The following is a 19,340-nucleotide window of genomic DNA, read 5'->3' on the forward strand; positions in this document are numbered from 1 at the left end:
GACCTGCCGGTAGCTAATACCGTAGATTCCAGCACTGAGGCAGTAAGTCCAGCAATGGTGCTCATCGGCAGATTCTGAATCTGGTATTGCGACAAAAGTGCAGGAAACTGTCCCATTTGCACAGCGTTCAAATGCGACAAAAAGGGCTTAAGACTGTTAGCATTTACCGTAATCGCGCGTAATTGATTGGCGCTCAGCACCGCTATTACTGCTGGGGATAGGGCATTGAGTTGCACTGCGGATAAGGCAGCAAAGGCTGCGGGGGTAATTGGGCTAATTTGCGCAGTACTAAACCAGGTCGAGAAATAGGCTTGATTAACAATGCCAGTGATATTGTCGGCGGTAAACCCCGCAAAGGCGCTTGGATTCATCCAGTCCAGATGGGGTAATTGAGTGACTTGCGCACTACTGAGTTGCGCAAGTTGCGCAGAGTTAATCCCCTTAACAGCAGTAGCAGACAAGGTATTGAATTGGGTATTGCTAAATTGGGCAAAGATGCCAGGCTCAATGAATCCGATCGTGGTGCTAGTGAGTGATGCTGTATTTAATGCCTGGATATAAGCTGATCCAGCCGTGGTCAGGGTCTGGGTAATTAGCGCAGGTGTCAAGCCTTCTACCAGAAAGTGTTGGTTCACGGCGGCAAATTGAGCGGGGGTTAATGCTTGAATCAGAGTTAGCACTTGCGCTGCATTGAGTTGCCCTGGCCAAAATAGATTAGCGGCATTCATTAACTCTGTTGAAGAAGCATGCCGCAAAGTTACGGCAAACAGGCTATTAATCAAGGCTAGGGGCATGGCGGCCAACACAGGGGCAGGAATATGACAGAGCAAGCCTTGTTCATTTAGCGCATCGGCCAGAGTGGCACTTAAATTGGCCAGGTCGGCTTGGGTAAACTGCGCCAATGTGGCTTGTAAGCCAGCCAGGTTGGCCCGGTAGGTGACGTTGTAGATACTAGGATTGTCTAACAGTACAGATAAGGTCGTGGGAGTGAGCGCTAATACGGTTTGGACACTAAAAACAGTGGGGTTTACCGAGACAGGTACTAACAGTGAGTTCTCATTAATATTAAGTAACTCCATCCCAGTGCTGCTATTAGTAACATTAGCAATTCCTGCCGCATACATACCCATGGAGATACCGTTAATAATTATACTAGCTGTCATGATTGCATACCGTTAAAAAGAGTTGAGCCATTCGTAGGCCATGCTAAGAATGTAAAGAGAAAAGATGGGAACGATTTCGATTTTGTCGCAGTAAGAGCGGCAGAGAATGATGGCGATATCGAAAAGCACACGAATGGTATTTGCTCGCAACGCTAGTAGCGTATTAAATAAGTAAAAAATAACAGTAAAATTGTGCAAATTCTATAAAAAATCTATATTGTCAACTGTCAATATTGGCAGGTAATTTGATTCATCTCGTTATACACAAGCCTGATTCGGCGATGAGTCCCTGAAAAAATGTTTACATTTTCGGCATTGTTCATTTTTGGTGACCACTCATCCGGCGTTTTTAGGAGATTTTAGTGAGCGTTAACCAATGATCGGGCGAGTTGATTTAAGATGTAATTATTTGTCATTAGGATAATTTTTCTCGCAATGAAAATTACTCTCCAAAAATGTCAGTAACCCGCATTCTCGTCGCCATCAAATGCGTAATGGCTCTTCAAGCGTTCAATTGCCAACAAACCATCCGGCGATAGCGAATAACTTTGATTGCAGTCGTACGATGGTTCATGAACTAAAGAACCGTGCGTTGGAGGCTGCCGCCAACGCCTTTGAAGATGCCATGACGAAACGCTATTTGCCATTCCGGTCAGCAAATTATTTATCAATCAGATGATCGTGGGATTGTTTTGCATCTGCTGTTCAAGGGGGGGGGCACACAGAATTTGGAAAAAATCGGGCGCTAAGTGGAATCAGGAGAGAGCGGGGGAAATAAGGAAGTGGGAAAAGCGAATGTTAAGGATTTCTCTGGAGTTCTAGCTATTTTGTGAGCTTGCTGCGAGCTAGCAGTCGCGCCACCGGGGGCGGATGAATATTGAATAGGCGCGCGGAATCGGCGGCTGTTTTCTGACCGGAATCGACCAGGTCGACATTTTCTTTTTGTTGCCGTGACGTCAGCTTAGAGTAACGACCGCCAATTCGGTCTTCTCCACGGGCGGCCAACAAGCCGTTGCGGGTAGCAAGTGCCTGCATGATGATGAACTCCAAACGCTCTAGCAGAGCGGGCAAGGATTCTCGTGATTTCTGACGTAGCAGTGCCACGGTCTGCTTTTTCATGGGCGCTGCGGCTACGGTGCCAAATGAGGGGGCTTGGGGTATCTTCGCCCATCGGCTTCAAATTGGCTTTCCCCCAGCGTGGCGGACAATTCCGATAGGTATGATGTCACTATCGGAGGTATTATATGGCACGTGAAAGACGGTTATTTTCTGAAGAGTTTATTCGCGGCGTGTCGTAGGTTGGTCAATGCTGTTGACAATGACGGCGCAGTTGGTGATGGTGCATTGCCGATGGCCGCCTTTCGTAGAGGGCGCCCTCGGGCTGTACTGCACCATTCAGACCAAGGCTCTAGTACATTCGGATCGAATTCATCCAGCCTGGCCAGCCGCAGCAAAATGCCTACGTCGAACGCCGCAACCGCATGGTTCGCTACGATTGGTTGGCTCACCACCTGTTCGAAACACTTGATGAAATTCAGAACTTTGCACGCGCTGGTTATTGACCTGCAATCACGACCGGCCAAACATGGCTCTTGGTGGCATCACTCCTAAACAGAAGCTAGCTTTGGCCGCTTAACCTCTACTTTTAGCGTGCTCAAAAAAATGGAGGGATGACCTTTAATTACGTGGGCTGGCATCAGGACTTCGGTTAACGGTGTGACTGCACTGGCGTCAGGTAGACTGTCGCGATATTGCTTACGCAAGCCGAACACTACGTTGGCATTGATACCGTGTTCGAGAGCTACCCGGGCAACTGAGGCTCCTGATTGCAGAGTTTCTGCGACTATCTGGCGCTTGAATTATGCCGACTAAATGCTTCTGGCAGGACGACGGCCGCTGCCGCGCGATCATTAGTAGTTGGCATTGGTGGAGATCGTGTCCGCGATCTATTATCGCGGACGTTATCAATTGGAGTTCATGGCCGACTATTCCATTCTTTACACGTGTTTCTACAACGGCAGCCAGGTCACGCTTATGAAGCACCGCAATCGGTCAATGTATGATGCATTGCAATCACTAGCGAAGAAATTATTGGGCCTCGACAGTACCGTAGTCACATCGTTCCTGATGATGTGTTTTCGCAAAAGCACCTGGGGTACAACCCATGTAATGCCGAAATACTTTCCCAAAATAACTTGGCTCATCAAATCCAGATCGATACCCGATTTCAGCAATGGACAATTTGGAACAACGTTCGTCCCGCAACATTCGCATGGCCGCTGTTAAACGCATGGACCGTAACGTTGCAAGGAAAGTTGTATCTTTTGGCGACGATGCAAACAGTCGATGCACTTCTCGTATGGAAATCCCAAAACGCTGCGCAATACGCATTGCACAAATTTCTGGATCCATATAATTCTCGGACAACCAGTTATAGATGCGCTGATATAAGTCATTTTTTTTGTGGATTGACTTAAACGCATGTTCCTTGGAGAGCATACCGGTTTCTTCTAGGGCAAAAGAATAGAGGGATAGCACGTGTTCAAGTATTTGCGCATGCTGGCCTTCTGTCGTGGCAGCCATCACCTCAGGGGTCAAATTACCTAAATAAGTAGATAGCACTGCGCCCCATCCCTTATTACCCCGCAATGCTTGTGCAACATTGTCCTCAGGATGTGGGTCCCATGTACGAATAAGCTCAGCCGGGAATGCCAAGATGGTGATGTTGGTATTGTTCATCTCGCTTACGACTTCTTGTTTATTATCAATTAAAACAATATCCCCGCCGCAGTAAGCTGTTTCGTTTCGCGCTTGACGGATTACCCCGTGACCGCTACGCCGCATCATGAGATGGAATGAATGGCCGCTACACTGTGAAATGTGCTGGCTCGTTCGACGAGCCAAAATATGGCTTTCACCCTGCGAGTGTGCATACGCTGCATCTCCCAATTTGTGGGTGCTAATACAAGCATCGAAATTGTCGTGTGCATGGCTATCTATTTGAACGGGACTCAATGTTTTATTCACGACATCAGCCCAGTATTCAAACCGCTTCTTTCCAAACAAAACATCGGTACTCATGGTGGAGCAGGGTACTGTATCCATTGTCAACCTCGCAATTGTTAATATTTCAATTGTTCTTTGGTGTACCGATAAATTTTAACGAAGCAGCCATATTGTGCAGCTTTTGTCAGCATGGGCCTCACGTCAGCATCCAGCGAATTTTCGAATAAACTATCGCTAAATGTTAAGTTTAGTTAAATAACTAAACAATGGTCAACTTTTATCGTATAACAAGAGAAAATATATAAATATGCAATTTTTAAGAATGTTTCGCAATAAGATCAAAAAACCTAAATGTACGCATTGGAAATCATTTTCGATGCTTTTGAAAACTCTCACTAAAAATTAAACGCTCGGAGAAACCAATGGATGGTTTTGCGGTCATTCTAGAAGAGCGGCGTAAGTACTATCACGCTCTGTTGGGGCAATCCAAAAGTCAGCCCTATACGCCATCGCTTAACTTGGTACTTTTATTTAACCTTACGCAATTGCATACACCCAATCCTCAATCACAGCGAAGCTATTTGATAAAGCCATTGGAGAAATATGCCCGAGATTTCGCTTATGCAGGGGCGGAGGATATGGAAGCGAAAATCACGCATGTAGTGTTGCAATTTGGGAAAATTGAAGTCTCTTCCTCAGCCGCAAAAACATTCAAATCCACCATGGTGAACTTGAAGACGCAGACAAAAAAAGAATATTTGGGAAAAATCGACTGGATTTACGAAGCGGCCAAAAACTTGGGAGCGGCTTATCCTGGTATAAAAGGCGACATCCTGGATATTACTGAAAAAATCGGCCGATATTTTGTGGAGCTCTTTAGCAAAATCACTTTTGTCGTTCTGCTCGTCACAGATGCGGTCGCATGGATCGCCGATATGACCGAGCTGATTAAAAATGCCTTTTATGCAATTAAAGACTGGATAGAAAACTGGTTCTTGGAGCCGGCAATGTTTTGATCCGTATATCTTCAATAAAAAGATGCTGCCAGAGCACATCAATGCCGACGATTCCTGTGTAGCACATTATCTATGAAGTTAAAACGTACCCATTTTTTCCACGCCGTTTTACCTCATAAAGATCTTGATCCGCAAGTCTAAACGTTTCGTGATGCTCATTGCTTCAGACAATTTTAATATACCAATACCGACGGTTGACATCTCCCAGCTGCAGGGACGCTTCCGCTAGGCGCATTTAGATTTTCAAATTGTACTAGGATGATATGGCTGATAGTTGAATGGCGGCGCGGTGGATTGTAAAATCTTTCTATGTACTCGAACACGTCGGCACGTAAATCATCCCTGGCTCGATAGTGTTTTCTGCTTAGCCGTTCAGTTTTCATCGTCGAGAAGAAACTCTCTATCGCGGCGTTATCCGAAAGCAGCCGTTCAACTATGCATCGTTCACATGGAGCCTAACAGCCTGAACTTCGTTCCCTGGAAAGTCCAGAAGGAAGTGGCTACTGATCTGAAGCGCGTCTACAGTGCGACGACCGTCGATGAGGCCGGACCTCATCAAAATAGCCAATGGCGCTTATTTGTGCAGGCGCTAAGGCGGCAATATCGGCTTCATTTACCCCCGTAATGCCCATGCCTGGACCAGCCCCCTGATAGCCACTGGACATTTGGGCAATTTGGGTTGGTGATAAAGCCGCAAAAGCGTCTGAGGCTAAGTAGGAAACCTGCGCTGCGTTCATCCAGCTCCAGTCCGCAGGTGCGTTGGGAATCCCTGTGCGGATGGCCTCAATGGTACTAGCTGTTAGTGCACTATAGGCTCGGGCAGCAACTTGATCAAAATGCCTAATTGCGCCAAGTGCAGAGTTAGGGAGCAAGGCAACCTGCCGCTCAGTCATGCCCATACAGGCGTTTGGTGAGAGATTGCTTAATTGCGTATTGGAAAATTGGGCAAAGATACTGGGCTCAATTAGTCCAATATTCGTACTAGTGAACGCTGCGGGATTGAGCGCTTCGATATAGGGCAATCCAGCGGTATTAAGAATGTCAGTTACTTGGCGTGGTAGTAAGCCCAGCAAGAAATTTAAATTAGTTACAGCAGCAAGTCCAGCAGGTGTTAGGGCTAGCATGATGGCAAGTACTTGTGCGGCACTGAGCTGTCCAGCTGGGAACGCATTGGCTGCATCGACTAATTCAGCTGGAGAGCCATGGATGATGGTGAGCGCAAAAAGGGCATCCGCTAAAGAGGCCGGCACACTTTCTAAAATGGTAGCAGGAATAGCGGCGAGCAGGCCTCGTTTATTCAAGGCGTCTGCCAGTGCGGAATTGAGGTTGGCCAGATTGTCAACTGTAAACCGTGATAAAACCAATTCCAAGCCTGCCATATTGGCACTGTAGGTATTGCTGCCAGGATTAGCCAACAACGTATCTAATTGCATTGGAGTCAACGCCAATATATTTGATATGGTAAAGACGGCGGGGGGCATCGAGGTGGACTGGAGCGGGAGAGGCCTATTTTCATTTACTAAAAGCGCAAAGTATTCATCATTTCTCTGCAAGTTAAGGTTAATACCAGTCAAGACAGTAAATGCCTTTGTACCAATGATGATGACTTCTTCAGCAATAAGAGCTGTCGTCATGTTTGCATACCTTAAAAAAAGAGCTGCGCCATCTGTAGGCACCAGCTCAGAATGCAAAAAGGAAAGACGAGCTGCATAGGGGCGCCTGTTAGAAGACGAAAAACACGGGAATGCTCAAAATTCTTCCAAATAGAACCTTTATTTTTTCTCTTTAGAATAGGGTACTTGCTTGGCGAGCTAGCAGCATATTGAATGTAAAAAAACATAATAGAAAAATTGTGCCAACTTATAAAGAATGCATCGCCAACTCGACCTGCCGGGGATTTTCGGACCATTAGGAATCTGAGAAGATAGCTCCAAATAAGGAGCGAATTGAGTGCTAGACTGTGTATTGGTCTAATTTGCCCGGACACCTCGATAAGTAGACCATCCACCATCCGAAGAGATTTGCATGACAAGGCAACGCCGCAATTTCGATCACCGCATCAAGCTTGAGGTCGTCAAAATGATCAAAGAACAGGGACTCAGTGTTCAGCACGTATGCGAGAGCATGAGCATTGGTCCGACCGCCGTGCGTCGCTGGGTAGAGCAGTACGATGCCGAATAATCCGACCAGCCAGGCATTGGCAAACCGCTGACACCCGAACAACAACGAATCAGGCAGTTGGAGCAGGAGAACCGCCAACTGCGAGGAGATGTGGAAATTTTAAAAAGGCCTCGGCCTTCTTTGCCCGCGAGCTGAAATGAGTTTTTGACTTATCGACGAGCTGCAAACGAAGGCCATCTCTGTCGCACAGAACGGCCGTGTGCTGGGCGTTAGCCGTTCCGGTTTCTACGAAGCGAAGCGCCGTGCTACTGCATTGGTTGTTTGCAAAGCGAACTGTTGGGACAATGCAGTTGCCGAACGCTTCTTCCTGAATCTCAAAATGGAACGGGTATGGCAGCGTCAATATGCCAACCACGCGGAGGCCAAGATCGATATCGCCACCTACATCGTTGGCTCCTACAACAACGAACGTCTGCATTCAGTTCTGGGCAATCTGCTGCCCTTCCTCTACGAGCGGAACATGGCAGCAAAAAACCATCGTCGTGTCCGAATTTACTTGACCACTACAGCCCACCTATCGAGGTGTCCGGGAAAATTAGACCACTACAGACAACTGCACACGTCAAACCGGGGAATGTCAGATCAGATTGCGACAACTACATTTAAAGTACGCGCGCTTCTGCACGAAAAGGAGTCTTGATGGTTGCCAGCAAACCTGCGCTGGCTGCATCGTGAATTTCCCTTACGCGTTTCGCTACTACTGGATCGTGTAAGTGTTCGGTGCCAGCGATTTCCGCCAACCAAGTGACGTCGATCAGCTCAACACCGACTTCAACCATCCACTGCAGCGATGTAACGGTCATGTTGGAAACAGTCATATACCTCCTAAGTGTTGTGTGAACAGGGCTGTTCCTACTGCATACGAAATACGCACCAGGACATGCAAACCTCTACCAGATCTTTGCGTAACTTAACCACTTCGGCTTCCAGCTCAGCCACCGTGCGATTACTCGGGATGGCTGCAGTGATGCTTCGCCAACTGCAGCCACCCAGTTCGCCAACGTGCCCTTCGGAGCTCCTAGGCGTCAACTCGCCTCGCTTCAACGACAAACCCTGCTCCAATATCGTCATCACCGACTCCTCCCGAAACTCCAATGGCATTCCTATTTTCACTGAGGGAGGTTGCATATATCGGTCAGATGCCCCGAATAGTCCTTGTTGTACAAGGTTGTGCCAGCAACGTTGTTGGCAAAATACCTATAAAAACATTCTGCGTTCAGGTGTGGATGACCTTTTTTCTCCTGCATTTGAGGGTACAACGAGTTAGGGTCGATGACGATCTCGAACGTTTGCTTGGTGGACGCTTTTACATACTTGTAGAGCTGCTTCGCTGTAATTGTTTTTAATTTGCTTCTCGGCAAAAGCGTCATCGCCGTTGCAAAAATCCCTGTTACAGTAGGTGCGCTATAGGACGTTCCCGCAACTAGCGCCATATCATTTTGATTCCAAGGAACAGCCGCATAAAAAGGTGCGGAAACGTATTGGCCGGGTAAATTCATTGTTCCGGACGAACTCGCATCGACATAGACAACAGACTGCTTGCCATCTATGATGCCCTTTCCCGAGGTTCCCACTACGCCAATCGTATCGTCGCATGCGATCGTATATGCATTGACTCTTCCTGACTCATTGCCTTGTGCAAATATTAGGGGTACTCGATGGTTATCAGGCCTCTCCTTCAGCATCTCCCTCATGAATTTACTGCCGCAAGTCCATTTGTCTAAGAACTCCTCTGGGTCATCTTTCCATGTTTTTGTCAGCTCGTCTCCCCACAGGTTCACCCCGAACGATAAATTGATGATGTTCGGGCGCGTTGATAGCTCCTCAGGCTCTTCAGGCTCTTGAATAGTAAAGCAGGAGAACCAATTCTGGCAGTTCTCTGTGGGCGACTTGAACATGCGACGCCCACTCATCTTTGCAATCGCTTTGAACAATCCCAAATTGGAGTTGCCCTCGAACGAGACCCTATGACCGAAATGTTTGTCCGTCTCCAACACGTCGTGCCGGAAGAGCGGGTAGACGTCAATTATTGTTCGCTTAAGGGCCTCGTTTGGAATGACGCCAGCGTTGTACATTTTATCGTTCGATGGCGCGGCAAGTCTGAATAATCCTTTCATACCATGATTCAATTTAGCAGTACGATCAAATGGGTCACTCCAATTGGAGGCCGGTGCGAAACGAAAATGCGGCCCTCCTGTCATTAAACCAAACGGACCTTCGTCAAGGTAAGCAATGACGACAGTCGATTTCTCCGATTCGTGTGTTTTAGGATTCACCATCGAATCAATCCGGTGATGATTCTGCTGAGCATACGTGTTGTAATCTTGATGCATGAGGAGAACATCGGATGCCCCTAGCTGCATTAAATTGTTCTTCAAATTCTTTGCTTTCAAGTGCGGTGACTTAATCTTTATATTATTCAATGCTTCAGTCGCGTCGTGGTGATTGGGGCGATCAATTGGGTCAACAAGATCAATCCAGTTTTGATAACCAGGGTCGTCTGCCAAGGAGGGATCGTTGTACTGTAGGGCAGCTAATGTCGGCTGGCGAACCGGCTCAAGCACATTGAGCTGACAGCGTGTTTTTCGGTATTCACCTGCGCGCATGTCAGATTTTTTCCACGGTTGCTCATCTCTTATGAAAGCGGCGGCGACCTGCGCGGAGAGTGTCGCCAATGTTATCCCATTAGGCATTGAAAATTCCCAAAAACCACCCTTACCATTCACGTAATATATAGGCTTGTCAACCTCTGGAAAGTGCTCTTTGATCATTGCCATCATGCTCGCTAAGCTCCCGTCAGGCCCAATTATTCTCGGCTGATTTCCTAATTGCACGCGGATGCTGTAAATTATCTCATTCGGATTTGGATAGGCTGGCAAGTCTTTTGGAGAAATATTAGTGTGGTGTGCTGCATCGGCAATTCGACACGATTCATATGGGTCCGCTGGCGGAGGAGAGGGAGAGGGAGAGGGGCGCGTTGGTTGCACGCATCCTATGGATAATTTGTTGCTGGTGCTATTATTCCTTGATGAGCTGAGGCTATTATTAGCTGAGCTGACGCTATTGCTTCCCGATGAACCGAGGATAATATTATTATCATAATAGGGAATCGTGAAAAAATCGTTGCCCTTGGGGGCGCTATATTCTTCGATGCAGTTGCCAGTGCTAGATTTTAGATACGGGTTCACGCCGTTGGGATTTACAGCCATTGCTGAGCTCAATGCTGTCGCTAGCAGCAACATAATGATTGTTCGTACGCCGGTAAATAATTGTGGCCATAGTTCCATCAATAATCGATTCACGATTGTTCCTTTATACGTCCTAGAGTGCTAGAAAAAATGATTCAGCATATGTGATTTTTCGAAATGCGATCTATTCACATTTTATCTGGACATTCTCAGAACGCCGGAACACGAAATATTCGCCAAGTCTCTTTTTCACGGCTTTATTTGAAATATATTCAGTCGAAAATTGTCGTCGCGCACAATTATTATTTATTTTTCCATTTGGAATAAGATACTTGCTCGACAAGCCAGCAGCATATTAAATGCAGAAAAAATAATAGTAAATTTGCGCAAATTTATAAAAAATATGTATTGTCAACTGTCAATATTGATAGGCAATTTGATCGGGTGAGCGCACCTCGACTATCGGTGTAACCCCACTTAGCGCATCTCGTTATACACAAGCAGCAGCGTCGGCGGCAGCATCTTGAACAGCCAGATCAGATGGCGGTACGATCATTGAGGCGTGCTTTGCATGCCTCAATGATCGTATGACGATTCGCGCCGGCGTTGGCACCACCGACGGTGTCGTTAGTGTGAATGAATTTGAGCTTCCAGACTGGCTTTAAGCCCGCCTGGCGCATCAGCCGACGCACCTTGAAGCACCCAGCCGGATGCCGCGGTTTGACAGTTCCGTCACCATACGGCGGCTGCCATGGCTCTGGTGACTTGCCACGAAAGCAGCTCGTACATGGGCACTCGCTTTGCAAACAGCCGACGCGGTAGCACGGCGCTTCGCTTCGTAGAAACCGGAACGGCTAACGCCCAGCACACGGCAGCTCTGTGCGACAGGGATGGCCTTCGTTTGCAGCTCGTCGATAAGTCGAAAACTCATTTTTACGTAGTTCGTTCGATACACGGACTTGGCCGAACGCCGGCTGCTCCAGAGCGAATTGAGCTACGGCCACTTTAGTGGCTTCTTCAACGCGATTTCTGAGATTTGGCTTTCTACGGTTGGCATCAATCAGGGCATTCACACCGCCCGCTTCTACTGCCGTTTGATAGCGATAAAACGTGTCACGGGAAAATCCCATCACCTTACAGGCGCGAGGCACGTTTCCAAGTTCTGCAGCAAGATTGAGCAGGCCGACCTTGTGCTTGATGACATTCTGAGGAACACTACGCACGGGGTTACTCCTTGGCACTTACGCGCTGGTTTAATAAAGATTCGCACCTCTATCAAACCGGGTAACCCCACCCTTTTGATATCATCCTGGTGTGCATACGCTGGTACGCGGCGTATCCTTTGAGCTACCGACATTTTGAGGAGATGATGGCAGAGCGAGGGGTATCGGTCGACCATTCATCGATCAACCGGTGGGCAATTCATTTCCTGCCGCTCATTGAGAAATTGTCCCGAAAACACAAGCGTTCGGTGGGCGGTAGTTGGCGTATGGACGAGACCTATATCAAGGTTAAAGGCGTCTGGCAATATCTCTACCGTGCCGTCGACAAGAAGGGTAAAACGATCGACTTTCTGCTGACGGCAAAGCGAGACCGGGCCGCGGCCAAACGCTCCTTCGACAAGGCCATACGAAGCAATGGCGTTCCCGAGAAAGTCGCCATGGATAAGAGCGGCGCCAACAAGGCAGCCATCGATGCCAACAGAAGCACGCCGATCGTGGTACGTCAGATCGAATATCTCAACAACATCGTTGAGCAGGACCACCGTGCCATCAAGCGGGTGGCCAGGCCCATGCTCAACGTCAAATCCTTTCATGCGGCGAGAAATGTACTGACCGGCATCGAGTTGATGCACATGATCCGTAAGGCCCAGTTCGCCATCGCCGGCGAGGACACGATGTCTTTTTCCGACCAATTTTACGTACTGGCAGCACAAATCCGTCCAGCTTGAGCGAGCTTCGACAGCAGCATCAAAATCCATCTACCAATCCCCAGCGCGACAAAACCGTCTACCCCAATTGCGCCGCAACAGGCACCAATGCGACAGAACCTCGAGGTGGCCATCCGCATTGCCTAATTTATTGGGTATCGGGCCATTTTGCCGTCAGATCCGATTTATACAACAACGCCGCTAAATGCCATCAGTCCGCAAGCGCCCGAGGCTTGCTGCCAGCCGTAGCCGGGCAGTCTGCCAACTGGTCAGCGACAAGATGCGTTGTTGTCTTGCACTGGCGAGATCGCTTTGCGCCTTAAGCAATTCCAGGATATTACCGACGCCGACCTTATAGCGTCCTTTTGCCACATCGAAGGATTGGCGAGCACTGCGCAACAGGATATCGGTGCTTTTCAGGTTCTCGGCTTTTGTGCGCAGTGCCTGATTGCTCTTCCAGACCTCCAGCATGACCTGCTGTTCAACATTCGCCAGTTCGGCTTCTTTATTTTCGGCTTGGGCTTGCGCGCTGCGTACCTTGTATTTGGTGCTGAAGCCATCAGTCAACGGTATGTTCAGCCGCAAACCGATACTGCGACTGGTGATGGTTTGCTGGGACGATACCTGGGTGATCGGCGTATCGCTACGGTCGACGGTGGCAAACAGCGACAGCGTCGGCCGCTCCTCGGCGCGGGAGGCGTCGATCTGCGCTTGTGCCGCTTTCAATTGTGCTTGTGCCGCCAGGATCTTCGGATGGGTGCGTACTGCTTCGGAAATTAGATCGTCCACCGCCTGCTGCAGCAGCGGCGCGTCGACGGTATCGTCGAGTGCGGCCAGCATCAGCGGCGTGCTGGGGCGCAAGCCCATGACGATTGCTAGACTGCCCAGAGCATTTTGCAGGTCGCCGGCGGCTTGCGCCTGTTTCAGGCTGGCCTGGGCGTAGGACGTCTGCGCCTGCAATTTGTCGGCTAACGTGCCGGCACCGGCCTGATATTTGGCCTCACTGGCCTTGAAGCTCTCAGCCGCGGCTTGTTCCGCTTCCGAGGTGGCCGCTAACAACGCCTGGCCGGCCTGGGCATCGTAAAAACTCTGTACCGTGCTGAGAAACACCGTTTGTAAGGTGTCGTTTTGGGTAGCGTTGGCAGCGTTGAGCAGTTGCCGTGCATTTTCCTGGTTGGCGGCACGCAGCCCGAAGTCATATAACACCCAATTCAAATTCAGATTGACGTCGTTGCTGTTCGCCTTGAGCGTTGAATCGACTTGTGGAAAATCTGGGTAAGTCGTGCGGTTGTTCGCCTTGCTCCAGCTTCCGCCAGCGGCCAGGGTCGGCAGATAGGCCGCGCGACTAGCGCCAAGTGCTGCCGCTTGCATTTTGACGTTGGCCCAGGCCTGACGCGTCTGTGGATTGCGACACAAGGCGCGCTCGACGGCATCAAGTAAGGTAAGCCGACTGGGCAGTTGCGCCGCCAATCCGCAATTGTCTGCTTTTGCTGGCATTCGCGCCGGGTTGCCGGACACGTCGCTCATGGTGCGCAATGGATCGGCCCAGAGTGATTCGGCATATCCTGGTGCGGATGTCGCCAATACTGCGCCGAGCATCGCCTCGCCCAACAGTTGCCGCACATGCCAGTTCATACTTCGGCTTCCAGCGGCTTCGCCGCCTGCGATTGTATGGTCTTTGGAATCAGCACATCCTGGATAACCTTGCCACCCACCAGGACGATGGCACGGTCGGCGCTGTTGATCGTTTCGGGCCGGTGCGCTACGATCAGCCGCGTGATGTTAAGGGATTTGATAGCGGCATTGACCAGGTGTTCGCGCTCGATGTCGAGGTGACTTGTGGCTTCGTCCAGGAATAAGATTTTCGGTTTCTTATAAAGTGCCCGGGCCAGCAGTACGCGCTGTTTCTGTCCACCGGAAAGGACCGTACCCATATCGCCAACCAGCGTGTTGTAGCCCATCGGCATGGCAGCCACGTCTTGGTGAATGGCAGCCAGATGGGCGCATTGCTGAATCCACGCATGATCCGCCAACGGATCGAAGAAACTGATGTTGTCGGCAATGGAGCCCGCGAACAAGACGTCATCCTGCAGCACGGTGCCGACCATCCGGCGCAGAGTATCTAGGCCGACCTGATGGACGCTTTGGCCGCCGATCAGCACTTCGCCCTCGGTCGGCGGCAGTATCCCCAGCAGGATATTGATCAGCGTGGTCTTGCCGCCGCCGGACGGACCGACGATGGCGACCGATTCGCCGGCGCCGATTTGGACCGAGACGCCGTCCAGCACATAGGGTTCCTGCTCGGCGTAGCGAAAGCGCAAGCCGCGTACCTCCAATGATGGCGTCAGCGCCGCGTCGCGTTCGTCCAGGTTGCGGCCATGGGTCGTCTCGGGCTGGTGCAACACGATATCGGCCAGGCGTTCTCCCTGCAACTGCAACATTTTGACGTCAACAAACTTGTCGATCAAGGAACTGACGCGGCTGTCGAACTGGCCCTTGTAGGCATTGAAAGCCATCAACACGCCCACCGTAAAATTGCCGCTCATGACCAGATGTGCGCCAAGCCAGATAATCAGAATATTTTCAAGGCCGAACAGTACACCGTTGAGCGATTTGTAGAACAAGCTGAGCTTCTGTGTGCGTAGGTCGGCATTGATCTGGTCCACCAGCAAAGATAACCAGCTGGAGCGGCGCTCATCCTGACGCTGAAACAGTTTAATTGTCTTGACGCCGCGGATGGTTTCCAAAAAATGCGTTTGCTGTTTCGCGGCATAGATGATCTGTTCTTCGGTGGCGTGTCGCAAGGGCGAGAACCAAGCCCAACGGCCTAGACCATATAAGGCCATGGCGCCAATCGCAATCCATGCCAACATCGGGCTATAGATGAACATCAGCACCAGCGTGACGATGGTCATGACGCCGTCCAGGATCGCCTCCAGGAAGGAGTTTGTCAGCGTGTGCTGGATAATGCCGACTGAGCCAAAGCGCGAGACCACATCGCCCAGATGACGTTTTTCAAAATAAGCAATCGGCAGCCGTAGCAGATGAGTGAATACGTTGGCTTGCCATTGCACGTTGAGGGTAGTGCTCGTGTACATCAACACCCAGTTGCGGACGATGCTAATCGTTTGCTGCATCAGCATCAGCAACCCAAAACCTAGTGCCAGGGTAGTCAGCAGGTCGCGGTCGGCGGACACCAGCGCGTTATCGATCACCCATTGCAGAAAAAACGGACTCACGACAGCGAAGATCTCCAGCGTCGCCGATAGCAGCAAGATCTGACCGAAGGAACGGTACAAACCGGTGACACGCCCTAGCAAGCTACGCAGGCGGACAGTCTGCTTTTCTTCCACCTTCTTGAAGCCGGGATTCGGCCACAGCTCCAGAGCCACCCCTGTAAAGGCCTTGGCGACGTCCCCCATGGACTGCTTGCGGATGCCGAAGGCAGGATCGTAGATCTTCACCGAGCGCGCGCCGACTTCATGCAGCACCACAAAATGATTGAAATTCCAGTGCAGGATGCAGGGTAGCTTGAGCTGTCCCAGATCTTCCAGATCTAGTTTCAGAGGGCGTGTCGCCAGCTCTAACTGGTTAGCGATACTGATTAGGTTGCCGAGCGTAGCGCCCTTGAGGGAGATCGGAAACCTGCGGCGGAGAGTAGCCAGGTCTGTGCGATAGCCATGAAAGCCGGCCACCATGCCGAGGCATGCCAGGCCGCATTCGGTAGCCTCGGTTTGCAGAATCAGCGGGAGTAGTGCGTTAAAGCCGAACGAGAGTCTATCGAGCATGGTCAGAGTTTGCCGGTCAGGCTATAGAGTGGCTCCAGCACCCATTCATAGAGGTGAAGTTTTTCTTGTTGGACGTCGGCGTCAAGCAGCATGCCGGCTTGTAGCACTTGCGGCCGCCCGTAGGCGGTGACTTGTTGAGAGGTGAGATTGACGGTAATGCGGTACATCGGTTCGGTGTTGCTGCCGCCCGTCGGCGTACCTAGGGCGTTCAATTCATTGTTGGGCAGTGCCGTCTTGGCTACCGATTCGACTACGCCTTTTTGGTGGCCGAATTTCTGATAGGGATAAGCCTGATAACGGATCAGCACTTGATTGCCCGGTCGCACGAAGCCAACGGCGCGGCTGGGCGCATACAGCTCGGCGCGCAAGGTCGCGCCGGCCGGCACGATGCTGACCAGGGGATGATTCCCGTCAACTGCCTGACCGGCGTCGGCGATCACAGCAGTGGCGATGCCGGCTTCCGGCGCAGTGATAACAATGCGGCGCTTGGCTTCGCTTTCAGTCAGTTCTTGGCCGGTGCTGATGAGGTTACGATCAATCTGCGCTAGTTGATTCTGGTGTTTCAGGGACATGCCCGCCAATTCGGTTTGCTGCACTGACAGTTCGCGCCCGACGCTGATGCGATCACGTTCCAGGCTTTGCTGGCGATTTTTCTGATCGAGCAGATTTTCTTGCTTTTGCTGAAATTGTTCTTTGGAGATGTAGTCTTGCTGCTGCAAGTCCTGATAGCGTTGCAAAGTCTCCACAGCCAGTTTGACGCGGTCCTGCTGGCCGGTGATTTGATTGTCCAGTTTGGCTAGTTCGTTAGCCAGGCCGGTAATTTTATTGTTAAGTCCACGGCGTTCTTCCAGTTGTAATTGTCGTGTCTTTTGCAGTTCGTCACGCAAGCTGGCCTGGCGTTGTTCGACCTGGCCGCTGATGGCCGCCTGTGTGGCACCCTGGGTGCTGCTTTGCCGTTCGCTGGACAGCACATACAATACATCACCAGTCTTGACCTGCTGACCTTCCTTGACACACCGCTCGATGACGATGCCAGTCTGCGGCGCATAGACTTTGATCAAGCCGGTGTTGGGGATCAGTTGGCCGCTGACCGTGCTGTGCTTTGTGTAACTACCCCAGGCTAGAAAGGTGCACACTGACATCGCTAGCACCAAGGCGAATGTCGTCAGGTGCGTGAATGAAATTGGACGTATCAGAACGATATCGCCTAGCCATTTAGTCTGCTGTGAGGCGAAGGCTTGATCGCGGAATAAGGACATGTTGTTTGGGCGGTAACACGCGACAATTTTAGGTGCGATATTAACTTTGCATATCCGACGTGAAATCATTCACGTGCAGCTGCTTCGAGAGCCATTACTTAAGGATGGTTTTGTTTTAGTCCGACTCAATGCAGAGGAGCCGTCAAATAAACTTTCCCCTACCGCAGCAGTGAGGAAACCTCTCACTGCTACAGCACCATAACCGGATCACGGAAAACGTACATCGGACCGCGTGTTGAGCCTCCATAATAGAGAAAGTAACCGGGGAAGAGCGCGGGAGAGATCACTGTACTACCGCCACCTACTTGATTTATTTCTTTAGTATTTAATTGACGCATTTTTATTTCCTTTTATAAGAGACACATCGTTATTGATTCTGATTCTACGACATAGCTTTGAAACCTCATAAGGCTAACAAAGAACAAGCTAGCGATATATGAAAGACAAAAAATACAATATAAAAATTGCGCACATTTGTAAATAAATATAAATTGTCAACTGCCAATGTTGATAGGTAAATTAATCGGTTCTGTCGCTATAACATTTGGAATGTGCAACTTTGTGTCGCCCAGTTCGCGGATGCGCGAAGCGAAACCCCAGCAGGCGCATTAGAGCAAAAACGTGGTTGGTGAAACCGGCGGTATCGGTGTAGCGCTCTTCAATGGGCAAGTCTGATTCATGGTAGAACAAGTCATCGAGCATATAGGTCTAGTCGCAAACGCCGACGTTTGACCTGCTCCCCGAAATTAGCAACATAGCTAAGTAGAGTCGTTGGTTGCAAATTGATGTTTGGCTGCAAATTCGATTGGCGTGGCGTAGTCAAGCGAACTATGCGGTCGGGTTGAATTGTAATCCTGTCGCCACATTTTAATTAGAATGCGTGCCTCATACGGCGTCGAGAATCATTGATCATTGAGGCATTCATCACGAAACCGTCCATTAAACCTTTCGATATACGCGTTCTGGGTTGGCTTGCCGGGCTGCGTGAATGCGAGCCTGACACCGCATGCGTTGGCCATCTGCCAAGGCGTCATGGACGAAGTCCACCGACCAGGCATGATTCGATTCGGTCGGTCGGGAAGTAGCAAAAGCAATCGTTCAGTCAGAGCGATTCGCTTGCGGCGACGCTTTCTCACCGCTAAGCCAGCTTTGCAATAAAGCCTGTAGATGCGTTTGACATTGATACCCCAGCCTTCTCGTTGCAGCAAAATATGAATCCGCCGGTAACCGAAATGCCGCCTCTCCCCGGCAAGCGTACTAATACGCGTACTCAGAGCGCCATTGACGTCGGCTCTAGCTTAGTTGCGCAGTACCGAAGTCGACATATTCATCAGCCCGCAGGCACGGCGCTCAGAAAGTTGCCATTCAATCTTCAGAGCGGCAATCGCTTCGCGACGTACTTGCGGGCTTGCCACTTTCGAGAAACGACATCCTTCAAGGCTGCATTGTCGAGCAGAGAATCAGCTAGCAAGCGCTTAAGCTTACTGTTCTCTTCTTCGAGCGCTTTGAGGCGTTTGGCGCCAGAGACCTCCATGTCGCCAAATTAGGCCTTCCACATACGATGCCTTTGCGGCACAGCTCCTTTACCGGTAGAGCGGCATCGGCTTCCTTCAAAAATCCAATGATCTGTTCTTCAGTAAATCGCTTGTTTATCGTCCGTTCCTTTGAGAATCGGACTCTACTACGTTATGAGGTTAATGTTGGGGAAGGGCAGGTCACATTTTTTCAGGGGCTCATCGCCGAATCAGGCTTGTGTATAACGAGATGAATCAAATTACCTGCCAATATTGACAGTTGACAATATAGATT

The 19,340-nt window shown here is 50.1% G+C and carries 12 protein-coding genes and 7 pseudogenes; 5 read left to right on the forward strand and 14 right to left on the reverse strand.

Features of this window, described 5'->3' with window-relative positions; all coding sequences use genetic code 11:
• Positions 1–1,163: hypothetical protein (locus tag AC07RZ_RS23535; RefSeq protein WP_494669801.1), on the reverse strand; the 1,163-nt coding region annotated here is incomplete at its 3' end.
• An 822-nt stretch (positions 1,164–1,985) separates the two neighbouring features.
• Entirely contained in the window at positions 1,986–2,282 is a 297-nt protein-coding gene (locus AC07RZ_RS23540) for a hypothetical protein (RefSeq protein WP_494669802.1), read from the reverse strand.
• 296 nt (positions 2,283–2,578) lie between these two features.
• Here AC07RZ_RS23540 and AC07RZ_RS23545 point away from each other — a divergent pair.
• Positions 2,579–2,799 (forward strand): annotated as a pseudogene (locus AC07RZ_RS23545) (integrase core domain-containing protein); the annotation flags it as partial.
• Here AC07RZ_RS23545 and AC07RZ_RS23550 read toward each other — a convergent pair.
• Both AC07RZ_RS23550 and AC07RZ_RS23555 read right to left on the reverse strand, forming a co-directional pair.
• On the reverse strand, positions 2,771–3,010 hold the full coding sequence (locus AC07RZ_RS23550; RefSeq protein WP_494669810.1) for a transposase: 240 nt from the start codon (positions 3,008–3,010) through the stop codon (positions 2,771–2,773). The pseudogene AC07RZ_RS23545 and the gene AC07RZ_RS23550 sit on opposite strands and share 29 nt — an antisense overlap.
• A 241-nt stretch (positions 3,011–3,251) precedes the next feature.
• Positions 3,252–4,244, reverse strand: coding sequence for an AraC family transcriptional regulator (locus tag AC07RZ_RS23555; RefSeq protein ID WP_494669803.1), 993 nt, complete (start codon positions 4,242–4,244; stop codon positions 3,252–3,254).
• 347 nt (positions 4,245–4,591) lie between these two features.
• Here AC07RZ_RS23555 and AC07RZ_RS23560 point away from each other — a divergent pair, with 347 nt between their 5' ends.
• Positions 4,592–5,185: a hypothetical protein gene (locus AC07RZ_RS23560; RefSeq protein WP_494669804.1), complete on the forward strand. Its 594-nt coding sequence runs from the start codon at positions 4,592–4,594 to the stop codon at positions 5,183–5,185.
• A gap of 173 nt (positions 5,186–5,358) precedes the next feature.
• Here AC07RZ_RS23560 and AC07RZ_RS23565 read toward each other — a convergent pair.
• Positions 5,359–5,601, reverse strand: a pseudogene (locus tag AC07RZ_RS23565) (IS3 family transposase); the annotation flags it as partial.
• On the opposite strand from AC07RZ_RS23565, the pseudogene AC07RZ_RS23570 reads away from it, so the two are divergent.
• Positions 5,598–5,732 (forward strand): annotated as a pseudogene (locus AC07RZ_RS23570) (transposase); the annotation flags it as partial. The pseudogenes AC07RZ_RS23565 and AC07RZ_RS23570 overlap by 4 nt on opposite strands.
• Here AC07RZ_RS23570 and AC07RZ_RS23575 read toward each other — a convergent pair.
• Complete coding sequence (locus AC07RZ_RS23575) at positions 5,686–6,819, reverse strand: hypothetical protein (protein ID WP_494669805.1); 1,134 nt, start codon at positions 6,817–6,819, stop codon at positions 5,686–5,688. The pseudogene AC07RZ_RS23570 and the gene AC07RZ_RS23575 overlap by 47 nt on opposite strands.
• Before the next feature lie 391 nt (positions 6,820–7,210).
• Here AC07RZ_RS23575 and AC07RZ_RS23580 point away from each other — a divergent pair.
• Positions 7,211–7,820: pseudogene (locus AC07RZ_RS23580) on the forward strand (transposase); the annotation flags it as partial.
• Positions 7,821–7,968: 148 nt separating this feature from the next.
• Here AC07RZ_RS23580 and AC07RZ_RS23585 read toward each other — a convergent pair.
• The 3 genes and pseudogenes from AC07RZ_RS23585 to AC07RZ_RS23595 form a co-directional block, all read right to left on the reverse strand.
• A complete protein-coding gene (locus AC07RZ_RS23585; RefSeq protein ID WP_494669806.1) occupies positions 7,969–8,184 on the reverse strand; it encodes a hypothetical protein in 216 nt (71 codons plus the stop codon).
• A 291-nt stretch (positions 8,185–8,475) separates the two neighbouring features.
• The gene (locus AC07RZ_RS23590; protein ID WP_494669807.1) at positions 8,476–10,668 is read right to left on the reverse strand and encodes a S8 family serine peptidase; all 2,193 of its coding nucleotides are present in this window, start codon (positions 10,666–10,668) and stop codon (positions 8,476–8,478) included.
• An 818-nt stretch (positions 10,669–11,486) separates the two neighbouring features.
• Positions 11,487–11,777 (reverse strand): annotated as a pseudogene (locus AC07RZ_RS23595) (helix-turn-helix domain-containing protein); the annotation flags it as partial.
• 80 nt (positions 11,778–11,857) lie between these two features.
• Here AC07RZ_RS23595 and AC07RZ_RS23600 point away from each other — a divergent pair.
• Positions 11,858–12,505 carry an IS6 family transposase gene (locus AC07RZ_RS23600; protein WP_494669811.1) on the forward strand — a complete coding sequence of 216 codons (648 nt, stop codon included), beginning with the start codon at positions 11,858–11,860 and terminating at the stop codon, positions 12,503–12,505.
• 180 nt (positions 12,506–12,685) lie between these two features.
• On the opposite strand, the gene AC07RZ_RS23605 is transcribed toward AC07RZ_RS23600, so the two are convergent.
• From AC07RZ_RS23605 to AC07RZ_RS23625, 5 genes and pseudogenes are all read right to left on the reverse strand, one after another.
• Positions 12,686–14,119, reverse strand: coding sequence for a TolC family protein (locus AC07RZ_RS23605; protein WP_494669808.1), 1,434 nt, complete (start codon positions 14,117–14,119; stop codon positions 12,686–12,688).
• Positions 14,116–16,278 carry a peptidase domain-containing ABC transporter gene (locus tag AC07RZ_RS23610; protein ID WP_494669812.1) on the reverse strand — a complete coding sequence of 721 codons (2,163 nt, stop codon included), beginning with the start codon at positions 16,276–16,278 and terminating at the stop codon, positions 14,116–14,118. The genes AC07RZ_RS23605 and AC07RZ_RS23610 overlap by 4 nt, the downstream gene beginning before the upstream one ends.
• Entirely contained in the window at positions 16,275–17,531 is a 1,257-nt protein-coding gene (locus AC07RZ_RS23615; RefSeq protein WP_494669809.1) for an HlyD family secretion protein, read from the reverse strand. The genes AC07RZ_RS23610 and AC07RZ_RS23615 overlap by 4 nt, the downstream gene beginning before the upstream one ends.
• A gap of 545 nt (positions 17,532–18,076) precedes the next feature.
• Positions 18,077–18,239 (reverse strand): annotated as a pseudogene (locus AC07RZ_RS23620) (Tn3 family transposase); the annotation flags it as partial.
• Positions 18,240–18,289: 50 nt separating this feature from the next.
• Positions 18,290–19,184 (reverse strand): annotated as a pseudogene (locus AC07RZ_RS23625) (integrase core domain-containing protein).
• Between the last annotated feature and the right edge of the window lie 156 nt (positions 19,185–19,340).

The organism is Collimonas sp. GW821-FHT07E08 (assembly GCF_059418905.1).